Source organism: Serratia sp. PAMC26656, from assembly GCF_016469055.2.
Taxonomy (GTDB): domain Bacteria; phylum Pseudomonadota; class Gammaproteobacteria; order Enterobacterales; family Enterobacteriaceae; genus Serratia; species Serratia plymuthica.
The window spans coordinates 927622-945525 of record NZ_CP150486.1; the positions used below are offsets into that span (position 1 = coordinate 927622).

The following is a 17904-nucleotide window of genomic DNA, read 5'->3' on the forward strand; positions in this document are numbered from 1 at the left end:
GGTAAGGAGTAACCTGTCATAGAGTCTCTCAAATAAACAGCACGACAGTGTTTTCTGTTTACAGAAACACCTTCGGGTTGTGAGGTTAAGTGACTAAGCGTACACGGTGGATGCCTAGGCAGTCAGAGGCGATGAAGGGCGTGCTAATCTGCGAAAAGTGTCGGTAAGGTGATATGAACCGTTATAACCGGCAATACCCGAATGGGGAAACCCAGTGCAATTCGTTGCACTATCATACGATGAATACATAGTCGTATGAGGCGAACCGGGGGAACTGAAACATCTAAGTACCCCGAGGAAAAGAAATCAACCGAGATTCCCCCAGTAGCGGCGAGCGAACGGGGAACAGCCCAGAACCTGAATCAGTTTGTGTGTTAGTGGAAGCGTCTGGAAAGTCGCACAGTAAAGGGTGATAGTCCCGTACACTAAAATGCATATTCTGTGAGTTCGATGAGTAGGGCGGGACACGTGACATCCTGTCTGAATATGGGGGGACCATCCTCCAAGGCTAAATACTCCTGACTGACCGATAGTGAACCAGTACCGTGAGGGAAAGGCGAAAAGAACCCCGGCGAGGGGAGTGAAATAGAACCTGAAACCGTGTACGTACAAGCAGTGGGAGCCTACTTTGTTGGGTGACTGCGTACCTTTTGTATAATGGGTCAGCGACTTATATTTTGTAGCAAGGTTAACCGTATAGGGGAGCCGTAGGGAAACCGAGTCTTAACTGGGCGAATAGTTGCAAGGTATAGACCCGAAACCCGGTGATCTAGCCATGGGCAGGTTGAAGGTTGGGTAACACTAACTGGAGGACCGAACCGACTAATGTTGAAAAATTAGCGGATGACTTGTGGCTGGGGGTGAAAGGCCAATCAAACCGGGAGATAGCTGGTTCTCCCCGAAAGCTATTTAGGTAGCGCCTCGTGAACTCATCTTCGGGGGTAGAGCACTGTTTCGGCTAGGGGGCCATCCCGGCTTACCAAACCGATGCAAACTCCGAATACCGAAGAATGTTATCACGGGAGACACACGGCGGGTGCTAACGTCCGTCGTGAAGAGGGAAACAACCCAGACCGCCAGCTAAGGTCCCAAAGTCATGGTTAAGTGGGAAACGATGTGGGAAGGCATAGACAGCCAGGATGTTGGCTTAGAAGCAGCCATCATTTAAAGAAAGCGTAATAGCTCACTGGTCGAGTCGGCCTGCGCGGAAGATGTAACGGGGCTAAACCATGCACCGAAGCTGCGGCAGCGACGCTTAGGCGTTGTTGGGTAGGGGAGCGTTCTGTAAGCCGTTGAAGGTGGCCTGTGAGGGTTGCTGGAGGTATCAGAAGTGCGAATGCTGACATAAGTAACGATAAAGCGGGTGAAAAACCCGCTCGCCGGAAGACCAAGGGTTCCTGTCCAACGTTAATCGGGGCAGGGTGAGTCGACCCCTAAGGCGAGGCCGAAAGGCGTAGTCGATGGGAAACAGGTTAATATTCCTGTACTCGGTGTTACTGCGAAGGGGGGACGGAGAAGGCTAGGCTAGCCGGGCGACGGTTGTCCCGGTTTAAGCGTGTAGGGGGAGAGAATTGGTAAATCCGTTCTCTTATTCAACCCTGAGGCGTGATGACGATGCACTACGGTGCAGAAGTAGTTGATGCCAAGCTTCCAGGAAAAGCCTCTAAGCATCAGGTAACACAGAATCGTACCCCAAACCGACACAGGTGGTCAGGTAGAGAATACCAAGGCGCTTGAGAGAACTCGGGTGAAGGAACTAGGCAAAATGGTGCCGTAACTTCGGGAGAAGGCACGCTGGCGCGTAGGTGAAGAGACTTGCTCTTGGAGCCGAAGCCAGTCGCAGATACCAGCTGGCTGCAACTGTTTAATAAAAACACAGCACTGTGCAAACACGAAAGTGGACGTATACGGTGTGACGCCTGCCCGGTGCTGGAAGGTTAATTGATGGGGTCAGCCGCAAGGCGAAGCTCTTGATCGAAGCCCCAGTAAACGGCGGCCGTAACTATAACGGTCCTAAGGTAGCGAAATTCCTTGTCGGGTAAGTTCCGACCTGCACGAATGGCGTAATGATGGCCAGGCTGTCTCCACCCGAGACTCAGTGAAATTGAACTCGCTGTGAAGATGCAGTGTACCCGCGGCAAGACGGAAAGACCCCGTGAACCTTTACTATAGCTTGACACTGAACATTGAGCCTTGATGTGTAGGATAGGTGGGAGGCTTTGAAGCGTGGACGCCAGTCTGCGTGGAGCCAACCTTGAAATACCACCCTTTAATGTTTGATGTTCTAACTCGGCCCCGTGATCCGGGGTGAGGACAGTGTCTGGTGGGTAGTTTGACTGGGGCGGTCTCCTCCCAAAGAGTAACGGAGGAGCACGAAGGTTAGCTAATCACGGTCGGACATCGTGAGGTTAGTGCAAAGGCATAAGCTAGCTTGACTGCGAGAGTGACGGCTCGAGCAGGTACGAAAGTAGGTCTTAGTGATCCGGTGGTTCTGAATGGAAGGGCCATCGCTCAACGGATAAAAGGTACTCCGGGGATAACAGGCTGATACCGCCCAAGAGTTCATATCGACGGCGGTGTTTGGCACCTCGATGTCGGCTCATCACATCCTGGGGCTGAAGTAGGTCCCAAGGGTATGGCTGTTCGCCATTTAAAGTGGTACGCGAGCTGGGTTTAGAACGTCGTGAGACAGTTCGGTCCCTATCTGCCGTGGGCGTTGGAAGATTGAGAGGGGTTGCTCCTAGTACGAGAGGACCGGAGTGAACGCACCACTGGTGTTCGGGTTGTCATGCCAATGGCATTGCCCGGTAGCTAAGTGCGGAAAAGATAAGCGCTGAAAGCATCTAAGCGCGAAACTTGCCTCGAGATGAGTCTTCCCTGGGCCTTTAAGGCCCCTGAAGGAACGTTTAAGACTAAGACGTTGATAGGCTGGGTGTGTAAGTGCAGCGATGCATTGAGCTAACCAGTACTAATGATCCGTGAGGCTTAACCTTACAACACCGAAGGTGTTTTAGAGAGATTGGTGTAGATTTTCAGCGAAGTTCCGAGATTGATTTCAATGGCGACACGAGAGTGAAGCGGTTGGAATGAAACAGAATTTGCCTGGCGGCAATAGCGCGGTGGTCCCACCTGACCCCATGCCGAACTCAGAAGTGAAACGCCGTAGCGCCGATGGTAGTGTGGGGTCTCCCCATGCGAGAGTAGGACACTGCCAGGCATCAAATAAACGTTATCAGCATGACACCTGGTAATGAGCAAGATCGCCAAGCGCGGTTTTGCCTGCATCGAAAGGTGCAACGTAAAAGAATCGGTGGAGCGGTAGTTCAGTTGGTTAGAATACCTGCCTGTCACGCAGGGGGTCGCGGGTTCGAGCCCCGTCCGTTCCGCCACTTATTGATAAGCCCTGAGTCTATGACTCAGGGCTTTTTCATATTGAAAATTTGTCATGATCGAAATATCGTGCGTATTTTATGCGGTGAAAGGTTATTATTGATAAATAATTGTCTGAATTTAACGCCAACATAAAGAATAATATACCCGACATCATTACTTTTGCCGGGTGATGTACCTTGAAGAAGGTTATTTAATATTTTGCCGTGCCAGTTCTAACTGAATATCCTTATTCAGGTTAGCCACCCAGCGATTGTAATTTGAATGAATTTTGCCCTCCTTGGCATCCATATTGTTGCTTCCCACATACCTAATCTGGTAACGATTCGTACTGTAAGTGATACGGATGTCGGCGCTGTGGCCGCGCAACAATATTTTGCCATCGATAACGCCTTCACTGACCGGGTTGATGATCCAGCCACGGTTAAGCCCGGCGTAGAGAATAGCCTGACGCACCTGAACTTCGCTGTGCTTACCGGCAACGCTTTGATTGATGTTTTGCACGGGAGCGGTACCTGCACAGCCGCTAGCCAGAACGGCGACGAATACGCCAGCTAAAATGCGTGTTAACGGTTTCATACTCTTTTCCCTGAGTGATAGTAAATAATAAATACATTAGCTATGAGAATGTTTTAGGCGATATACCACCTTCATTAAGATACTAACAAGAACCATTGTCGATAAATATGGATGATTTTTATCGTGATAATATTACACCGCTTAATTCTCTCTAGGTTATGTCTATAACTAAGCTTAATCATTTAATCGAGTATTCCGAACAAAAATAGGAATTTTGCGCATGCATTATTGGGTTAAATATAATAAATTTACGCACGGAATTTTTCTGACCTGTAATAGCATTAATGGCGGGCGGCATGAATATACTCAGTTGGTGGGCGATGGCTCCCGATCGTGGAACGCGTGAAGCATGGCGCCAGTGGGCTACAGATACTCATCTTGCCGCTGAATACCGGGGTGCCTTACCCGCATGTTCCCATATCCCCATGATGTCGCTACGGCGGATGAGTGTTGGAACGCGGTTGGCCGTTGAGAGCGGGTTGATCTTATTAAACGACCATCAGGCGGATATGGCGATTTTTACCAGTCGTCACGGTGAGCTGGAGCGTACGCACAAAATTCTTCAGCATCTGCATCAGGAACAGCCATTGTCACCCACAGATTTTGCCATGTCGGTGCACAATACCGCGGCGGGGTGGTTGACCATTACGGCGAAGAATACCTTACCGACCACTTCACTGGCTGCCGGTGAAGACAGCTTTCAACAGGGAATGATTGAAGCCCAGGCCGTGTTGGCCACCGGCAGTGCCGAGCGGGTGTTATTAATTGATTTTGACGGTATCGTGCCGGAGGTTTACCAACCTTTCATCCCGGCGAATCCCTTCCCCTATGCAGTCGCGCTGCTGCTCGAAAGCGGCGATTCATTGAATTGTCGTGCGGTAACGCCTGGGCCGGATCTCCGTAAGGAACCGCAGAGCCTGTCGTTTTTGCGTGGCTGGCTTGGCGCAGATAAAGAATTCATGGTGCCTGGCCCGCAGCACTGTTGGATGTGGGAGCGCTGATGGCCAGGGTTATACCTGCTGAACAACTCCCCGAGCAATCCTCATGGGCGAACCGTTGCTGGCGGGTTATCGCCACCGGTTTGTGTTTTTCGCTTTTCGGCCTCGGCGGGCTGTTGCTGTCCGGCATCTGGTTTAACCTGATGCGCCTGGCAGTGCGCGATCCTGCGCGCCGCAGCCAACTGACGCAGAATTCAATCCGAAACAGCTTTCGCTTCTTTCTGGCGACAACCCGGTTTTTTGGCGTACTGGATTATCGTTTCGACGGTGCCGAGCGCCTCAAAGAGGATCGCGGTTGTCTGGTGATCGCCAACCATCCCAGCCTGCTGGATTATGTGCTGCTGGCTTCGCGCATGCCGCGCTGCGACTGCATCGTTAAAGAGGCCCTGCTGAATAATGTGTTTGTCAGCGGTGTGATAAAGGCGGCGGGTTACCTGGCCAATGCGGAATCGGATCGTTTACTGGAGCAATGCCGACAACGCCTGGCTAGCGGCGGTACTATCCTGATCTTCCCTGAAGGGACACGCACCTCGCCAGGCAAGGCACTCAGGCTACAGCGAGGGGCGGCAAATATAGCGCTGCGCAGCCAGTGTGACATTCGGGTGGTACAGATTCACTGTCGCCCGCCCATGCTGACGAAACAGGGCAAATGGTATAACATTCCGCCGATAAAACCTCAGTTCCATATCACCGTTCAGGATAAGATCGAAACCCGTACCTTTATTCGTGCGGATGACGTTTCTCCCGCCCTTGCGGCAAGAAGATTAACCCAGCATTTAACTGACGCTTTACAGTCAGACTCTATAAATAATGAGAAATAGTGGAATGAATTTATTGAGCACCGAAATCAAGCAATTGATCATTGATACGCTCAATCTTGAAGGTATGACGCCGGAGGAGATTGATGCCGAAGCACCGCTGTTTGGCGAGGGACTGGGCCTGGATTCGATTGATGCGTTGGAATTGGGCCTGGCATTAAAGAACCGTTATGGCGTGGTGCTGTCAGCTGAAAGCGAAGACATGCGCCAACATTTTTATTCCGTGGAAACGCTGGTGAAGTTTGTTTCTGCACTGCGTAGCAAATAAGAGGTTTTCATGGATAAGCAAGCTATTTACCTGCAAATTCAGGCACTGCTGGTCAAACTGTTTGAACTGGATGCTGATGATATTAAACCGGAATCTCGCCTTTACGAAGAGCTGGAGCTGGACAGCATTGATGCGGTAGATCTGGTGGTGCATCTGCAGAAAACCACCGGCAAGAAGATTAAGCCGGAAATGTTCAAGTCGGTGCGCACCGTGCAGGACGTGGTTGACGCTATCGATGAACTGCTGAAATCAGACAGTTAACGTCGCGGCGCTAAGATGAGAACCGCCTCTTGGCTGAACCCTGTCTTGCGGTTGCTGCAGATCCTGACCTGGCTGCTGCTGTTGCTTTACCCACTGGCGGTGTGGGCTGGCCTGACGCGCTGGGGAACCACAATCCTGGCACCCTTACTGGCGGCAGTGTTTGCGTTGCGGCTGTTGGTTTTGCGCGGCAACCTGCACCGGCACATGTGGCTGGGCAAGGCGTTAGCCGGGGTAGGTATCCTGCTAGCACTCGCCAGTTGGGGGCTGAAGCAGACCCACTGGTTGCTGTATTACCCGGTGTTGGTCAACGTTTTACTGCTTTTGCTGTTTGCCTACTCCCTGTTTTCGCCGCCCACGGTGGTTGAACGGCTGGCACGAATTACCGAACCGCAATTAGGCGCCACCGGCGTGGCTTATACCCGACGGGTGACTCAGGTCTGGTGCGGGTTCTTTATTGTTAATGGCGCAATAGCGCTGGCAACCTGCCTGTCAGACGATATAGCGCTCTGGACGCTGTATAACGGCGGCATCAGTTATCTGCTGATGGGGGCATTAATGGGTATTGAATGGATAGTCAGGAAAAGGATCAGGCGCGCCTGAGTTTACCGATGAGCCAGTGGCTCAGCGCGGAGCGGGATGATTCCCTGCTTATTGCCTGGCGTGGCCCGCAGGCACTGCGTCTTGGCCAATTCCGTCGCGATGTCGCCACCCTGACCGCGAGGTTGGCAGGCAGGGAGGAACGCCGCTGGGCGCTGTGTTTTGATGATAGTTATCGTTTTGCCGTTGCCTGGCTGGCATCGATTTATGCCGCCAGATTGCCGGTGATCTTCGGTCACCAGCGTGAAGCTATCCTCAAAGAGCAGCGGGCAGATTACGACGCTTTGCTGACCGATTTCCCTCTCAATCCCGGTACGCCGGTTCTGAGTGTGGCAGAGGACTCTGTGGCGGATATACCGCTGCCCACCTGGCCTCAGGATCCTCGATTTATTCTTTATACCTCAGGGTCGACCGGCCAGCCGCAAGCGGTAATCAAATCTGTCGCCTGCATGGATCGTGAGAGCGAGCTGTTGGCCGCCGAGTGGGGCGAAGTCTTTCAGGGCTGCTGCGTGGCGGCATCGGTGTCTCATCAGCATATGTACGGCCTGAGCTTCCGCCTGTTCCTGCCGCTGGCGCTTGGCCTGCCATTTGATGCGCAATTGACGCAATATCATGAGCAACTGATTGCCAGGCATCAGGAACGGCGTCTGATTTTTGTCAGCAGCCCGGCGTGGCTTAAACGTTTGGATAACCGGTTGGCGTTTTCAGCCTGTGCCCAGGTGTTTTCCGCCGGTGGCCCGCTAACCTTTGCCGAAGCGCAGCTTACCCGGCAAATGCTGAAGGTGCTGCCGCTGGAGATTTACGGCACCACCGAAACCGGCATGCTGGCCTGGCGCAGACAAACCGAGGAGGCAGAGCTTTGGCGGTTGTTTACGTCCATTGAGCTAAGGGTTAATTCGGATAAAAGCGTCAACGTAGCCTCGCCGCTGATACCTGATAGCGGTGAGGCGGCGCTGAGCGATATTATCCAGCTCGCACCGAATGGCCGGCTATTTCAGCTGAATGGCCGCGCCGATCGGATTATCAAGGTAGAAGAGAAACGTCTGTCGCTGACGGAAATTGAGCGACGCCTGAAAGCCTTGACGGAGATCGCTGATGCCGCGGTGCTGCCACTCCAGCAAAGAGGGCGTACCCTGTTGGCGGCGGCGATAGTGCTCTCCCCGCACGGTGAAACTCGCCGGCAAAGCATGTCCGAAGGGGCTTTCACCCGAGAACTCTGCCAGGCTCTGCGTAGCTGGCTGGAGCCGGTGGCATTGCCGCGCAGTTGGCGCTTTATTGATGTCATCCCGCTTAACCCGCAGGGCAAACGCGCCTATGCCGAACTACAGGAGCTGTTTTTATGATGCAACCTGAGGTCCTGCAACAGCAGGTGGGCGATGCGACCCACGCCAGCCTGCAATTGCGTCTGCCCGAGGAGCTGTTTTGGTTTCGCGGCCATTTTCCTGAGCAGCCGATCCTGCCCGGCGTGGCCCAAGTGAACTGGGCGATGCAGTATGCGCATCAGCTATTGAGCATCAAGGCAGCGTTCAAAGGCATCGACGTCGTCAAGTTTCAACAACCCTTGCTACCGGAGCAGAGCGTATTGCTGCTGCTTGAATGGCAACCGGCGCGCCACAAGTTGTTGTTCAGCTATCGCCTCGGCGAGGCTACCGCCAGCAGCGGTAAGATTTCGCTATGTCAGTGACCGCGCCGTTCTCCGTCTGCATTGTTATCCCCTGTTTCAATCATGGGCAGATGATGGCCGACGTGCTGGCCTCGCTGGCCGGTTATGGTCTGCCGTGCCTGGTGGTGGATGATGGCAGCACTGCCGCTACTGCCGACGAATTGCAACGGCTGGCGGCTGAGTTACCTTGGGTTCAACTGCTGCGGCTGGAGCAAAATCAGGGCAAAGGCGCGGCGGTGATCGCTGGGCTGCAATGGGCGCACAACCAGGGCTACAGTCACGCTCTGCAGGTGGATGCCGACGGCCAGCATCAACTGAGCGATATCCCGGACATGATCGCCGAATCGCGCGCTCACCCCGATTGTTTGATTTCCGGTCAACCGGTCTACGACAGCTCGGTGCCGAAGGCGCGGCTATATGGCCGCTATGTCACTCACGTATGGGTGTGGATAGAAACCCTGTCGCTGTCGTTGAAAGACAGCATGTGCGGTTTTCGCGTCTACCCGGTGGAACCGACGTTGGCGCTGGCGGCGAGTCATCCGCTCGGCAAGCGCATGGATTTCGATACCGAGGTGATGGTCAGGCTGTACTGGCAAGGTGTGCCAAGCCGTTTCCTTCCGACGCGCGTCACCTATCCGGTCGATGGCGTTTCCCATTTTGACGCGCTGCGCGACAACCTGCGTATTTCCTGGATGCACACCCGTTTGTTTTTCGGTATGTTGCCGCGTATTCCACGCCTGCTGTGCCGCAAGCCGGCTAGTTCATTGCACTGGTCGGCAACCGAAGAACGCCACGGTCTGTGGGGCATCCGGCTCATGCTGCTGGTTTACCGGCTCTTTGGCCGCCGGGCATTTCAACTGCTGCTGTACCCGGTGATGGGTTATTTCTGGCTGACCGGCCGCGCCCAGCGCGAAGCATCACGCGACTATCTGCAACGCCTGCGGGAGTTCGCACAGGGCAGGCAACGAGCCTTGCCCGCACCGCTCAACAGTTTCCGTCACTTTATGCGCTTCGGCGATGCGATGCTCGATAAGCTGGCAAGCTGGCGGGGGGAGCTGCATGACATTCAGTTGGTGGATCGTGCGGGCTGCGAACGGCAGATCGCTTCCGGCCAAGGGACCTTGATCCTGGCTTCGCACCTGGGGGATATCGAGTCGTGTCGTGCGCTGGGCGAGCTGGATGCCAGCGTTAAGGTCAATGCTTTGGTGTTTACCGAACATGCCGAGCGCTTCAACCAGGTGATGAAAGAGGTGAATCCGCGCGCCAATCTGAATCTGATTCAGGTCACTTCGCTGGGCCCGGAAACGGCCATGCGCCTGCAAGACAAACTAAACGCTGGTGAATGGGTGGCGATTGTCGGCGATCGTACCTCCGCCGGAAAGTATCAGCGTGGCGAACGGCCGCGCGTGGTGTGGAGCCATTTCCTCGGCAAGCCGGCGCCTTTTCCGCAGGGGCCGTTCGTCCTGGCCGCCGCGCTGCGTTGCCCGGTATTTCTGATGTTCGGCCTCAAGCAACAGGGGCGGCTGAACCTGTATTTCGAACCCTTTGCCGATCCGCTGCTATTACCCCGTGCTCAGCGCCGCCAGGCATTGCAGCAGGCGGTAGATAATTATGCCGCGCGGCTCGAGCACTATTGCCTGTTGGCGCCGCTCGACTGGTTCAATTTTTTCGATTTCTGGCAGTTGGCGGCACGGCCATCGGCGCAACAGGAGCCTGAGACATGAAGCTAAAAGAGGATCCGCGTTTTTCCACCCGGATTGAGATGACTATCCCGTTCCATGATACCGACGCCATGGGCGTGGTGTGGCACGGCAACTACTTTCGCTATTTTGAGATCGCGCGCGAAGCCTTGCTGAAACAGTTCAATTACGGTTATCGCCAGATGCAGGCTTCGGGTTATGTTTGGCCGATCGTGGATACGCGGGTGAAATACATTGCGCCGGTGCTGTTTGAGCAACGGATCATCGTTTGTGCCGGGCTGGAAGAGTATGAGAACCGTCTGCGCATTGGTTACCGCATCCTTGATGCGCAAAGTGGCAAAACCACCACCCGCGGGCACACTATCCAGGTGGCGGTGGATGCCGAAAGCAAAGAGATGTGCTTTGTTTCGCCACAAATACTGTTGGATAACATCGGGGGTGAGCAATGAAAAGCGGGTTATTGATGGTCGTCGCCCTGTTCAGCCTGAGCGCTCAGGCGGTCACGTTGACGGAGTTGCAGCAGCGCTTTAGCCAACAGCCGGTGTTGCGTGCCGAGTTCGAGCAACAGCGCAGCATCAGCGGTATGGCGAAACCGCTGAAATCGCGCGGCGAACTGCTGATTTCCCAGCAAAAAGGGCTGTGGTGGTCACAACAGAAACCTTTCCCGCTGACCTTGCTGCTGGACGATAAACGTATGGTGCAAACCCTGGCCGGCCAGCCCCCGCAGGTGGTGACGGCGGATAACAATCCGCAGATGTTCCAGTTTAATCACCTGCTGACCGCGTTGTTTCACGCCGACAGCCAGGCGCTGGAGCAAAACTTTGCCTTGCAGTTCAGCGATCTGGGGCACAACAAATGGCGGTTGGTGCTGACGCCAAAAACCACGCCGCTCGATCGCTTGTTCAAACGCATTACGCTCAACGGGGAGCAATTCCTGGAAACCATTGATATCGACGATATGCAAAACGATGCCACGCACATTCGCTTCTTTAATCAACGTACGGTGCCGCAGGAACTGACCGTTGATGAGCAACAGCGTTTTGCGTCCTGAACAGCATCGGCGGCTGGCCTTTGGCTGGTTGGCGATTTGCCTGATATTGCTCGCTGCGCTGTGCTGGCTGCTGCCTCGCAGCCAGATCAACAGCAGTGTGCTGGCGTTATTGCCGAAGCAGCAACTGGTGGGCGTGCCCGATGAACTGGCCGACGGCTTCAGCCGCAGGCTCGATCGCCAATTGATGTGGCTGGTGAGCCCTCCGCCAGGTGCGGACAGCGCGGCAGTGAGCTGGTGGTGGCAGCAATTGCGGCAGATGCCGGAATTGCAGCAGGTTGGCGGCCCGATGGACGCGCAACGCCAGCAGCAGTGGGGACGATTTTTTTATCAGCACCGCAACGTGTTGCTGGACGATGCCACCCGGCAACGGCTGATGCAGGGGGCGGATGTGCAAAGCCAGTGGATCCTCGGCCAGCTTTACTCGGCCTTCGCCGGTGTCAGCGGCAAGGAACTGGCTAACGATCCGCTGATGTTGGTGCGTGGTTCGCAGTTGGCGCAGCAGCGCAACGGTGGCTCACTGAGCTTATCAAACGGCTGGCTGGTGGCGAGTGACCCGCAGGGGCGCAGTTGGTATCTGCTGCACGCCGAGCTTGGCGCTTCCTCTTATGACATCGGCAGCGCACGAAGCACGGTAGATAAACTGACGGCGTTGCAACAGCAACTGCAACAACGTTGGCCGGGCGCCGAGGTGTTGAACCGCGGAACGCTCTATTACAGCAACTACGCCAGCCAGCAGGCTGAACGGGATATATCGACCATTGGTCTGGCCTCGGTGGCGGGAGTCTTCCTTCTGGTGCTGTTCATGTTCCGTTCAGTATTGCCGCTGTTGCTGTGTGCGCTGTCGGTGGGGATCGGCGCATTGGCGGGTACCGTCGCCACGCTGCTGGCGTTTGGTGAAATTCATTTGATGACGCTGGTGCTGAGCATCAGCATCGTCGGCATTTCGGCAGATTACGCGCTCTATTTTCTGACCGAACGCAGGGTGCATGGGCAGCAATCGACACCGTTGGCCAGTTTGCAAAAACTGCTGCCGGCACTGTCGATGGCGCTGCTGACCACCGTGGTCGCCTATCTGGCGCTGTTGATTGCGCCGTTCCCGGGCCTGCAGCAGTTGGCGGTGTTTGCCGCCGCAGGCCTGAGCGCCGCCTGCATTACCGTGATCTGCTGGTATCCGCAGCTGTCGCGTCGGCTGCCGGTGCGTCCGGCGCCGGGGCTGGCGTTTATCCTTCGTTGGCTGCGCGCCTGGCGCCACCGGCCACTGCTGCGCTATGGGCTGCCCGGCACAGCAGTACTGGTTATTATTGCCGGTTTCAGCCAACTGAAAGTGGATGACGATATCGGCCAACTGCAGGCGTTGCCGGTGGCGTTGCAGCAGCAAGAACAGCGTATCGCCGCGTTGACCGGCCAGCATAACGACCAGAAATGGTTGGTGGTGTACGGTGCCAATAGCGAACAACTGCTGCAGCGGCTGGAGCTGTTGCAACCCAAGTTGGCTCAGGCCAAACGGCAAGGCGTGCTGGCGGATTATCGCCTGCTACCGCTGCCTTCGCATCAGCGTCAGCAGGAAAATGTCACCCTGTTGCAACGCGTAGCGCCACAGGTGATGGCGCAGTTGCAGCAGGCGGAACTGACACTGAATGCGCCTGACTTGACCGCTGACTGGGTGACGCCGCAACAGTGGCTGGGCAGCGTGGTCAGCGAGGGGTGGCGTCTGCTTTGGCTGACGTTGTCTGATGGCCGCAGTGCGGCGCTGGTGCCGGTCAACGGCGTGCAAAACAGCGCGGCGATGCAGGCGTTGGCTGGGCAGGTGCCGGGCACCGGTTGGATTGACCGGAAAACCGAATTCAGCGAACTGTTCGGCCAGTACCGGCTGTATCTTTCGTCTCTGTTGGCGCTGTCGGTGGCGGCGATCGCACTGATCTACCTGTGGCGTTTTGGGTTGGGGCACGGCCTGCGCTGCATGGTGCCGACGCTGTTGTCGCTGGGCTGCGGTATTGCGGTGCTGGCGCTGAGTGGCCATTCGCTGAATCTGTTTTCGCTGTTGGCGCTGATATTGGTATTGGGGATTGGCATTAACTATACGCTGTTCTTCACCAATCCCCGGGGCACGCCGACCACCTCGATGTTCGCCATCTTTATGGCGGTCTTCACCACCCAACTGACCTTTGGCATGCTGGTACTGAGCCATACTCAGGCCATCAGCAGTTTTGGCATTGTACTAAGCAGCGGCATCGCCGTGGCATTTCTGTTGGCACCGCTGACGTTAGCAACGAAAAGAAAAAGAGGAAAAGCCTGATGCGCGGCTTACGAATGATGCTGTTAATGCTGGCAACCCTGCTGGCCGGCTGTGCCGGTTCGCAGGATCCTACGTTGCCGCAGGCGTGGCTGAAACCCGGGACGCGGGTGACATTGCCGTCGCCGGTGTTGGAGCAACCGATCAGCCAGCAGCAGTTATTGACCGCCGAAGTGAAGGGACAGCGACATTCGATGTTGGTGCTGCTCAATGCCGACGGCCGGCGCCTGCAATTGGTGGGGATGTCGCCGCTGGGCATCCGCTTGTTCAACCTGACCTATGATCGTCAGGGGATCCACACCGAGCAGTTGATCAAAGTGGGTGAACTGCCGCCCGCCAATCAGGTGCTGGCCGATATCATGCTGAGCTATTGGCCAGCGGCCGACTGGCAGCCCTTGCTGCCTGCAGGATGGCGGTTGGAGGATCGGCCGGAGGTGCGCCGTCTGTATGACGATCGCGGCGCGACGATCGGTGAAATTCGTTATCAGCAAGCCAATGGCCAACGCAATCCGCTGTCGATAACCCAATCCGCTTTCCATTACCGCATCACCATTCAGAATCTGGGGAGCGAATAATGATCTATTTCACTGCCGTAGGGATGGTGAACGCGCTGGGCGACAGCCTGCCGCAGATCGCGGAAAATTTGGCTCGCGGCGTATCGCCTGGCATGCAGAGGCAGACGCAGTGGCTGCTCGGCGGCGTGCCATCCTGGTTCGGTAACGTACAGGGCGAACTGCCCGCCGTTCCTGAGGCGCTCAAACGCCATAACTCTCGCAACAACCGCCTGCTGTTGGCCGCATTGGCGCAAATCGAGGTACCGGTGCGCGATGCCATCGCCCGCTACGGTGCCGATCGCGTTGCGGTGATCATGGGCACCAGTACCTCCGGCATTCGTGAAGGTGAACTGGCGCTGCAACAGCATCAGGCAGGGCAGTGGCCGCAGGGCTATGATTATCAGCAGCAGGAGTTGGGCGACCCAGGCCAGTTCCTCAGCGCTTTTCTTGCTACCCGTGGCCCGGCCTATACCCTGTCTACCGCCTGTTCCTCCAGTGCGCGCGCCATCATCAGCGGTAAACGCCTGATTGATGCCGGGCTGGTGGACGCGGCGATTGTGGGTGGTGCCGATAGCCTGTGCCAGATGCCGATCAACGGCTTTAACAGCCTGGAGTCGCTGTCGGCGGAGCGTTGCACGCCATTCGCCGCCGGGCGTAGCGGCATCAATATTGGCGAGGCCGCTGCGCTGATGCTGCTGACGCGTGAGCCGGCAACAGTCGCGTTGCTGGGTGTCGGAGAGTCTTCCGATGCCTGGCATATGTCGGCACCGCATCCGGAAGGCGCCGGTGCAGAACGGGCTATCAACATGGCGCTGCGACAGGCGGGTTTGAGCGCCGAACAGATCGGTTATATCAATTTGCACGGCACCGCGACGCGGCTTAACGATCTGGTAGAAGCTCAGGTGGTGAATCGCCTGTTTGGCGCGCAGACGCCGTGCAGCTCCACCAAGCACCTCACCGGCCACACGCTCGGTGCCGCTGGTGCGGTAGAAGCGGCGCTGAGTTGGCTGTTATTGACCCAGCCATTGCCATTGCCGCAGCAGGATTTCAGCGTTGCGCCCTGCGATGGCGAGCTGGCACCGATAGGTCTGGTTTACCGGCAGCAACCGTTGCGCCAGCGCGCTATCTTGTCTAATTCGTTTGCGTTCGGCGGCAATAATGCCTGCCTGTTGCTGGGGGATGCGCCATGAGTCGTTATCACACTGCGGAATACTATTTGCCCCACGCATCACCGATGGTGCTGCTGGAAAGGGTGCTTGAGGTGGGTGAGGAGCACGCGCAGTGCGCGGTGACAGTCAGCCCTGACGGCGTATTGGCACCCTTTCTTGACGCACAGGGCGCGCTGCCTGGTTGGTACGGCATTGAGCTGATGGCGCAGGCCATCGGCGTCTGGAGCGGTTGGCATGGCAGGCAACATGCCCAATCGCCGCAGCTTGGCATGCTGCTCGGCGGGCGCGCTATTCACTGCGAACTGCCGGTATTTCCTGCCGGCAGCGAACTGCGGGTTAGCGTGCAGCAACTGCTGAAAGACGAAAAACTGGCCAGTTTCGAATGTGAAATCAGTATCGATAATGTGCGGGTCGCACAGGGCAGGCTGAATACCTATCAGCCTGATCAACAAGAAATAATCCAATTGACTACTTTAAGGGGAAACGCATGATGCGTTCCGTTTTAGTCACCGGCGCCAGTAAAGGGATCGGTCAGGCTATTGCCTGCCGCCTGGCTGCGGATGGCTTTTTGATCGTCGTTCACTATCACCGCGATAAAACCGGGGCAGAGTACACGCTGCAGCAAATTGCCACCGCCGGCGGGCAAGGGCGTTTGATTCAGTTTGATATCAGCAACCGCACCCAGTGCCGCGAGCAGCTTGAGCAAGATATTGAGGTTCACGGCGCCTATTACGGCGTGGTGAACAATGCGGGCATTACCCGCGATGGCGCTTTCCCGGCACTGAGCGAAGAGGACTGGGACGGGGTGATCCACACTAACCTCGACAGCTTCTACAATGTGCTTCACCCCTGCGTCATGCCGATGATTGGCCTGCGCAAAGGCGGGCGAATCATTGCGCTGTCGTCGGTTTCCGGCGTAATGGGTAACCGTGGACAGGTCAACTACAGCGCGGCCAAGGCCGGCGTAATCGGTGCCTGCAAGGCGCTGGCTGTCGAGTTGGCGAAACGCAAAATTACCGTTAACTGCATCGCCCCGGGCCTGATTGACACCGGCATGATTGACATGGAGCCGGCGGCGCTGATTGAAGCGATGCGCACGATCCCGCTCAAACGCATGGGCTCGGCGGAAGAGGTGGCCGGGCTGGCTAGTTATTTGATGTCAGATATTGCCGGCTATGTAACGCGGCAGGTCATTTCCATTAACGGAGGAATGGTATGACGCAGCGAGTGGTTGTGACCGGCATGGCGGGTGTTACCGCCTTCGGCAATAACTGGGCGGACGTGTCCCACCGGCTGAAGCAGGGGAAGAATGCGGTACGTTATATGGCGCCATGGGAAGAATATCAGGGGTTGAACACCCTCCTTGGCGCACCGATCGATGATTTCGTGCTGCCGGAGCATTATACGCGCAAGCGCATCCGTTCGATGGGGCGTGTTTCACTGCTGGCTACCCGTGCGACCGAACTGGCGCTTGAGCAGGCCGGGTTGCTGGGTGAGGCGGTGTTGACCAACGGCGAGACCGGCATCGCCTACGGCTCCTCTACCGGCAGCACCAAACCGGTCAGTGAGTTCGCCACCATGCTGACGGAAAAACACACCAACAATATCACCGGCACCACCTATGTGCAGATGATGCCGCATACCGCAGCGGTGAATACCGGCCTGTTTTTCGGCCTGCGGGGGCGGGTAATCCCGACTTCCAGCGCCTGTACTTCAGGCAGCCAGGCGATTGGCTACGCTTACGAGAGCATTCGCCACGGTTATCAGACGGTGATGGTGGCGGGTGGCGCCGAGGAACTGTGTCCTTCGGAAGCGGCGGTGTTCGATACATTGTTTGCGACCAGCCAGCAAAATGATCGTCCGGATCTGTCGCCGCGCCCGTTTGATCGTCAGCGCGACGGCCTGGTGATTGGCGAGGGGGCGGGAACCTTGATCCTTGAGTCGCTGGAGCATGCGCAGGCGCGCGGTGCCACAATTTACGGCGAGATTATCAGTTTTGCGACCAACTGCGATGCGGCGCATATTACCCAACCGCAGCGGGAAACCATGCAGATTTGCATGCAGCAGGCGCTGAAGGCCTCTGGGCTGGCGACCGGCGATATCGGCTACATCAGTGCTCACGGTACGGCGACCGATCGCGGCGATATAGCGGAAAGCCAGGCAACGGCGGCGATTTTCGGCAACCGCACGCCAATCTCCTCGCTGAAAAGCTATTTTGGCCATACGTTGGGTGCCTGCGGCGCGCTTGAAGCCTGGATGACGCTGGAGATGATGCGTGAAAGCCGCTTTGCGCCGACCATCAACCTCAGTGAACCGGACAGTGCCTGCGGCGATCTGGATTACATCATGGGCGAATATCGGCAAATTGATACCGAGTTTGTGCAATCGAACAACTTCGCGTTCGGTGGTATTAACACCTCGTTGATCCTGCGCCGCTGGGCGTAATTCCTTCAAGCCGGGGCGCTCGCTCCGGTTATTGTTGCCATTTAATCAAAAGTCTTATGCGCAATAGGGCGTTTTTGATCAACAAAACAGTTGCCATAATCCTCCCATATCGCATCAA

The 17904-nt window shown here is 56.2% G+C and carries 17 protein-coding genes, 1 tRNA gene and 2 rRNA genes; 19 read left to right on the forward strand and 1 reads right to left on the reverse strand.

Features of this window, described 5'->3' with window-relative positions:
- Positions 1-83: 83 nt before the first annotated feature.
- From JEM67_RS04905 to JEM67_RS04915, 3 genes are all read left to right on the forward strand, one after another.
- Positions 84-2993 (forward strand): 23S ribosomal RNA (locus tag JEM67_RS04905).
- A gap of 108 nt (positions 2994-3101) precedes the next feature.
- A 5S ribosomal RNA gene (gene rrf / locus JEM67_RS04910) occupies positions 3102-3217 on the forward strand.
- Positions 3218-3312: 95 nt separating this feature from the next.
- Positions 3313-3389, forward strand: a tRNA-Asp gene (locus JEM67_RS04915).
- A gap of 190 nt (positions 3390-3579) precedes the next feature.
- Here JEM67_RS04915 and JEM67_RS04920 read toward each other — a convergent pair.
- A complete protein-coding gene (locus JEM67_RS04920; RefSeq protein WP_199636682.1) occupies positions 3580-3969 on the reverse strand; it encodes a hypothetical protein in 390 nt (129 codons plus the stop codon).
- A gap of 284 nt (positions 3970-4253) precedes the next feature.
- On the opposite strand from JEM67_RS04920, the gene JEM67_RS04925 reads away from it, so the two are divergent.
- From JEM67_RS04925 to JEM67_RS05000, 16 genes are read left to right on the forward strand one after another with little or no spacing between them, the layout of a single operon-like run.
- Positions 4254-4970, forward strand: coding sequence for a beta-ketoacyl synthase chain length factor (locus JEM67_RS04925; RefSeq protein ID WP_199636681.1), 717 nt, complete (start codon positions 4254-4256; stop codon positions 4968-4970).
- Positions 4970-5788, forward strand: a complete 819-nt coding sequence (locus tag JEM67_RS04930; protein ID WP_199636680.1) for a lysophospholipid acyltransferase family protein — start codon at positions 4970-4972, stop codon at positions 5786-5788. The genes JEM67_RS04925 and JEM67_RS04930 overlap by 1 nt, the downstream gene beginning before the upstream one ends.
- Before the next feature lie 4 nt (positions 5789-5792).
- Complete coding sequence (locus JEM67_RS04935; protein WP_013811577.1) at positions 5793-6053, forward strand: phosphopantetheine-binding protein; 261 nt, start codon at positions 5793-5795, stop codon at positions 6051-6053.
- A 9-nt stretch (positions 6054-6062) separates the two neighbouring features.
- The gene (locus JEM67_RS04940; RefSeq protein WP_004948952.1) at positions 6063-6314 is read left to right on the forward strand and encodes an acyl carrier protein; all 252 of its coding nucleotides are present in this window, start codon (positions 6063-6065) and stop codon (positions 6312-6314) included.
- 15 nt (positions 6315-6329) lie between these two features.
- Positions 6330-6914, forward strand: coding sequence for a hypothetical protein (locus JEM67_RS04945; RefSeq protein WP_013811578.1), 585 nt, complete (start codon positions 6330-6332; stop codon positions 6912-6914).
- Positions 6881-8254 (forward strand): AMP-binding protein, encoded by a 1374-nt coding sequence (locus JEM67_RS04950; RefSeq protein ID WP_233527742.1) that lies wholly within the window; start codon positions 6881-6883, stop codon positions 8252-8254. The genes JEM67_RS04945 and JEM67_RS04950 overlap by 34 nt, the downstream gene beginning before the upstream one ends.
- Complete coding sequence (locus tag JEM67_RS04955) at positions 8251-8595, forward strand: hydroxymyristoyl-ACP dehydratase (protein WP_199636679.1); 345 nt, start codon at positions 8251-8253, stop codon at positions 8593-8595. Before JEM67_RS04950 ends, JEM67_RS04955 begins: the two co-directional genes overlap by 4 nt.
- Positions 8586-10298: a glycosyltransferase family 2 protein gene (locus JEM67_RS04960; protein WP_199636678.1), complete on the forward strand. Its 1713-nt coding sequence runs from the start codon at positions 8586-8588 to the stop codon at positions 10296-10298. Before JEM67_RS04955 ends, JEM67_RS04960 begins: the two co-directional genes overlap by 10 nt.
- Positions 10295-10723: an acyl-CoA thioesterase gene (locus JEM67_RS04965; RefSeq protein WP_199636677.1), complete on the forward strand. Its 429-nt coding sequence runs from the start codon at positions 10295-10297 to the stop codon at positions 10721-10723. Before JEM67_RS04960 ends, JEM67_RS04965 begins: the two co-directional genes overlap by 4 nt.
- Complete coding sequence (locus tag JEM67_RS04970) at positions 10720-11325, forward strand: LolA family protein (protein WP_013811583.1); 606 nt, start codon at positions 10720-10722, stop codon at positions 11323-11325. The genes JEM67_RS04965 and JEM67_RS04970 overlap by 4 nt, the downstream gene beginning before the upstream one ends.
- On the forward strand, positions 11300-13621 hold the full coding sequence (locus JEM67_RS04975; protein WP_199636676.1) for an MMPL family transporter: 2322 nt from the start codon (positions 11300-11302) through the stop codon (positions 13619-13621). The genes JEM67_RS04970 and JEM67_RS04975 overlap by 26 nt, the downstream gene beginning before the upstream one ends.
- Positions 13621-14193 carry a DUF3261 domain-containing protein gene (locus tag JEM67_RS04980; RefSeq protein WP_199636675.1) on the forward strand — a complete coding sequence of 191 codons (573 nt, stop codon included), beginning with the start codon at positions 13621-13623 and terminating at the stop codon, positions 14191-14193. The genes JEM67_RS04975 and JEM67_RS04980 overlap by 1 nt, the downstream gene beginning before the upstream one ends.
- Positions 14193-15362 (forward strand): beta-ketoacyl-[acyl-carrier-protein] synthase family protein, encoded by a 1170-nt coding sequence (locus tag JEM67_RS04985; RefSeq protein ID WP_199636674.1) that lies wholly within the window; start codon positions 14193-14195, stop codon positions 15360-15362. Before JEM67_RS04980 ends, JEM67_RS04985 begins: the two co-directional genes overlap by 1 nt.
- Complete coding sequence (locus JEM67_RS04990) at positions 15359-15832, forward strand: hotdog family protein (protein WP_013811587.1); 474 nt, start codon at positions 15359-15361, stop codon at positions 15830-15832. Before JEM67_RS04985 ends, JEM67_RS04990 begins: the two co-directional genes overlap by 4 nt.
- Positions 15829-16560: a 3-ketoacyl-ACP reductase FabG2 gene (locus tag JEM67_RS04995; protein ID WP_041415902.1), complete on the forward strand. Its 732-nt coding sequence runs from the start codon at positions 15829-15831 to the stop codon at positions 16558-16560. Before JEM67_RS04990 ends, JEM67_RS04995 begins: the two co-directional genes overlap by 4 nt.
- Positions 16557-17786, forward strand: a complete 1230-nt coding sequence (locus tag JEM67_RS05000; protein WP_199636673.1) for a beta-ketoacyl-ACP synthase — start codon at positions 16557-16559, stop codon at positions 17784-17786. Before JEM67_RS04995 ends, JEM67_RS05000 begins: the two co-directional genes overlap by 4 nt.
- Positions 17787-17904 lie beyond the last annotated feature (118 nt).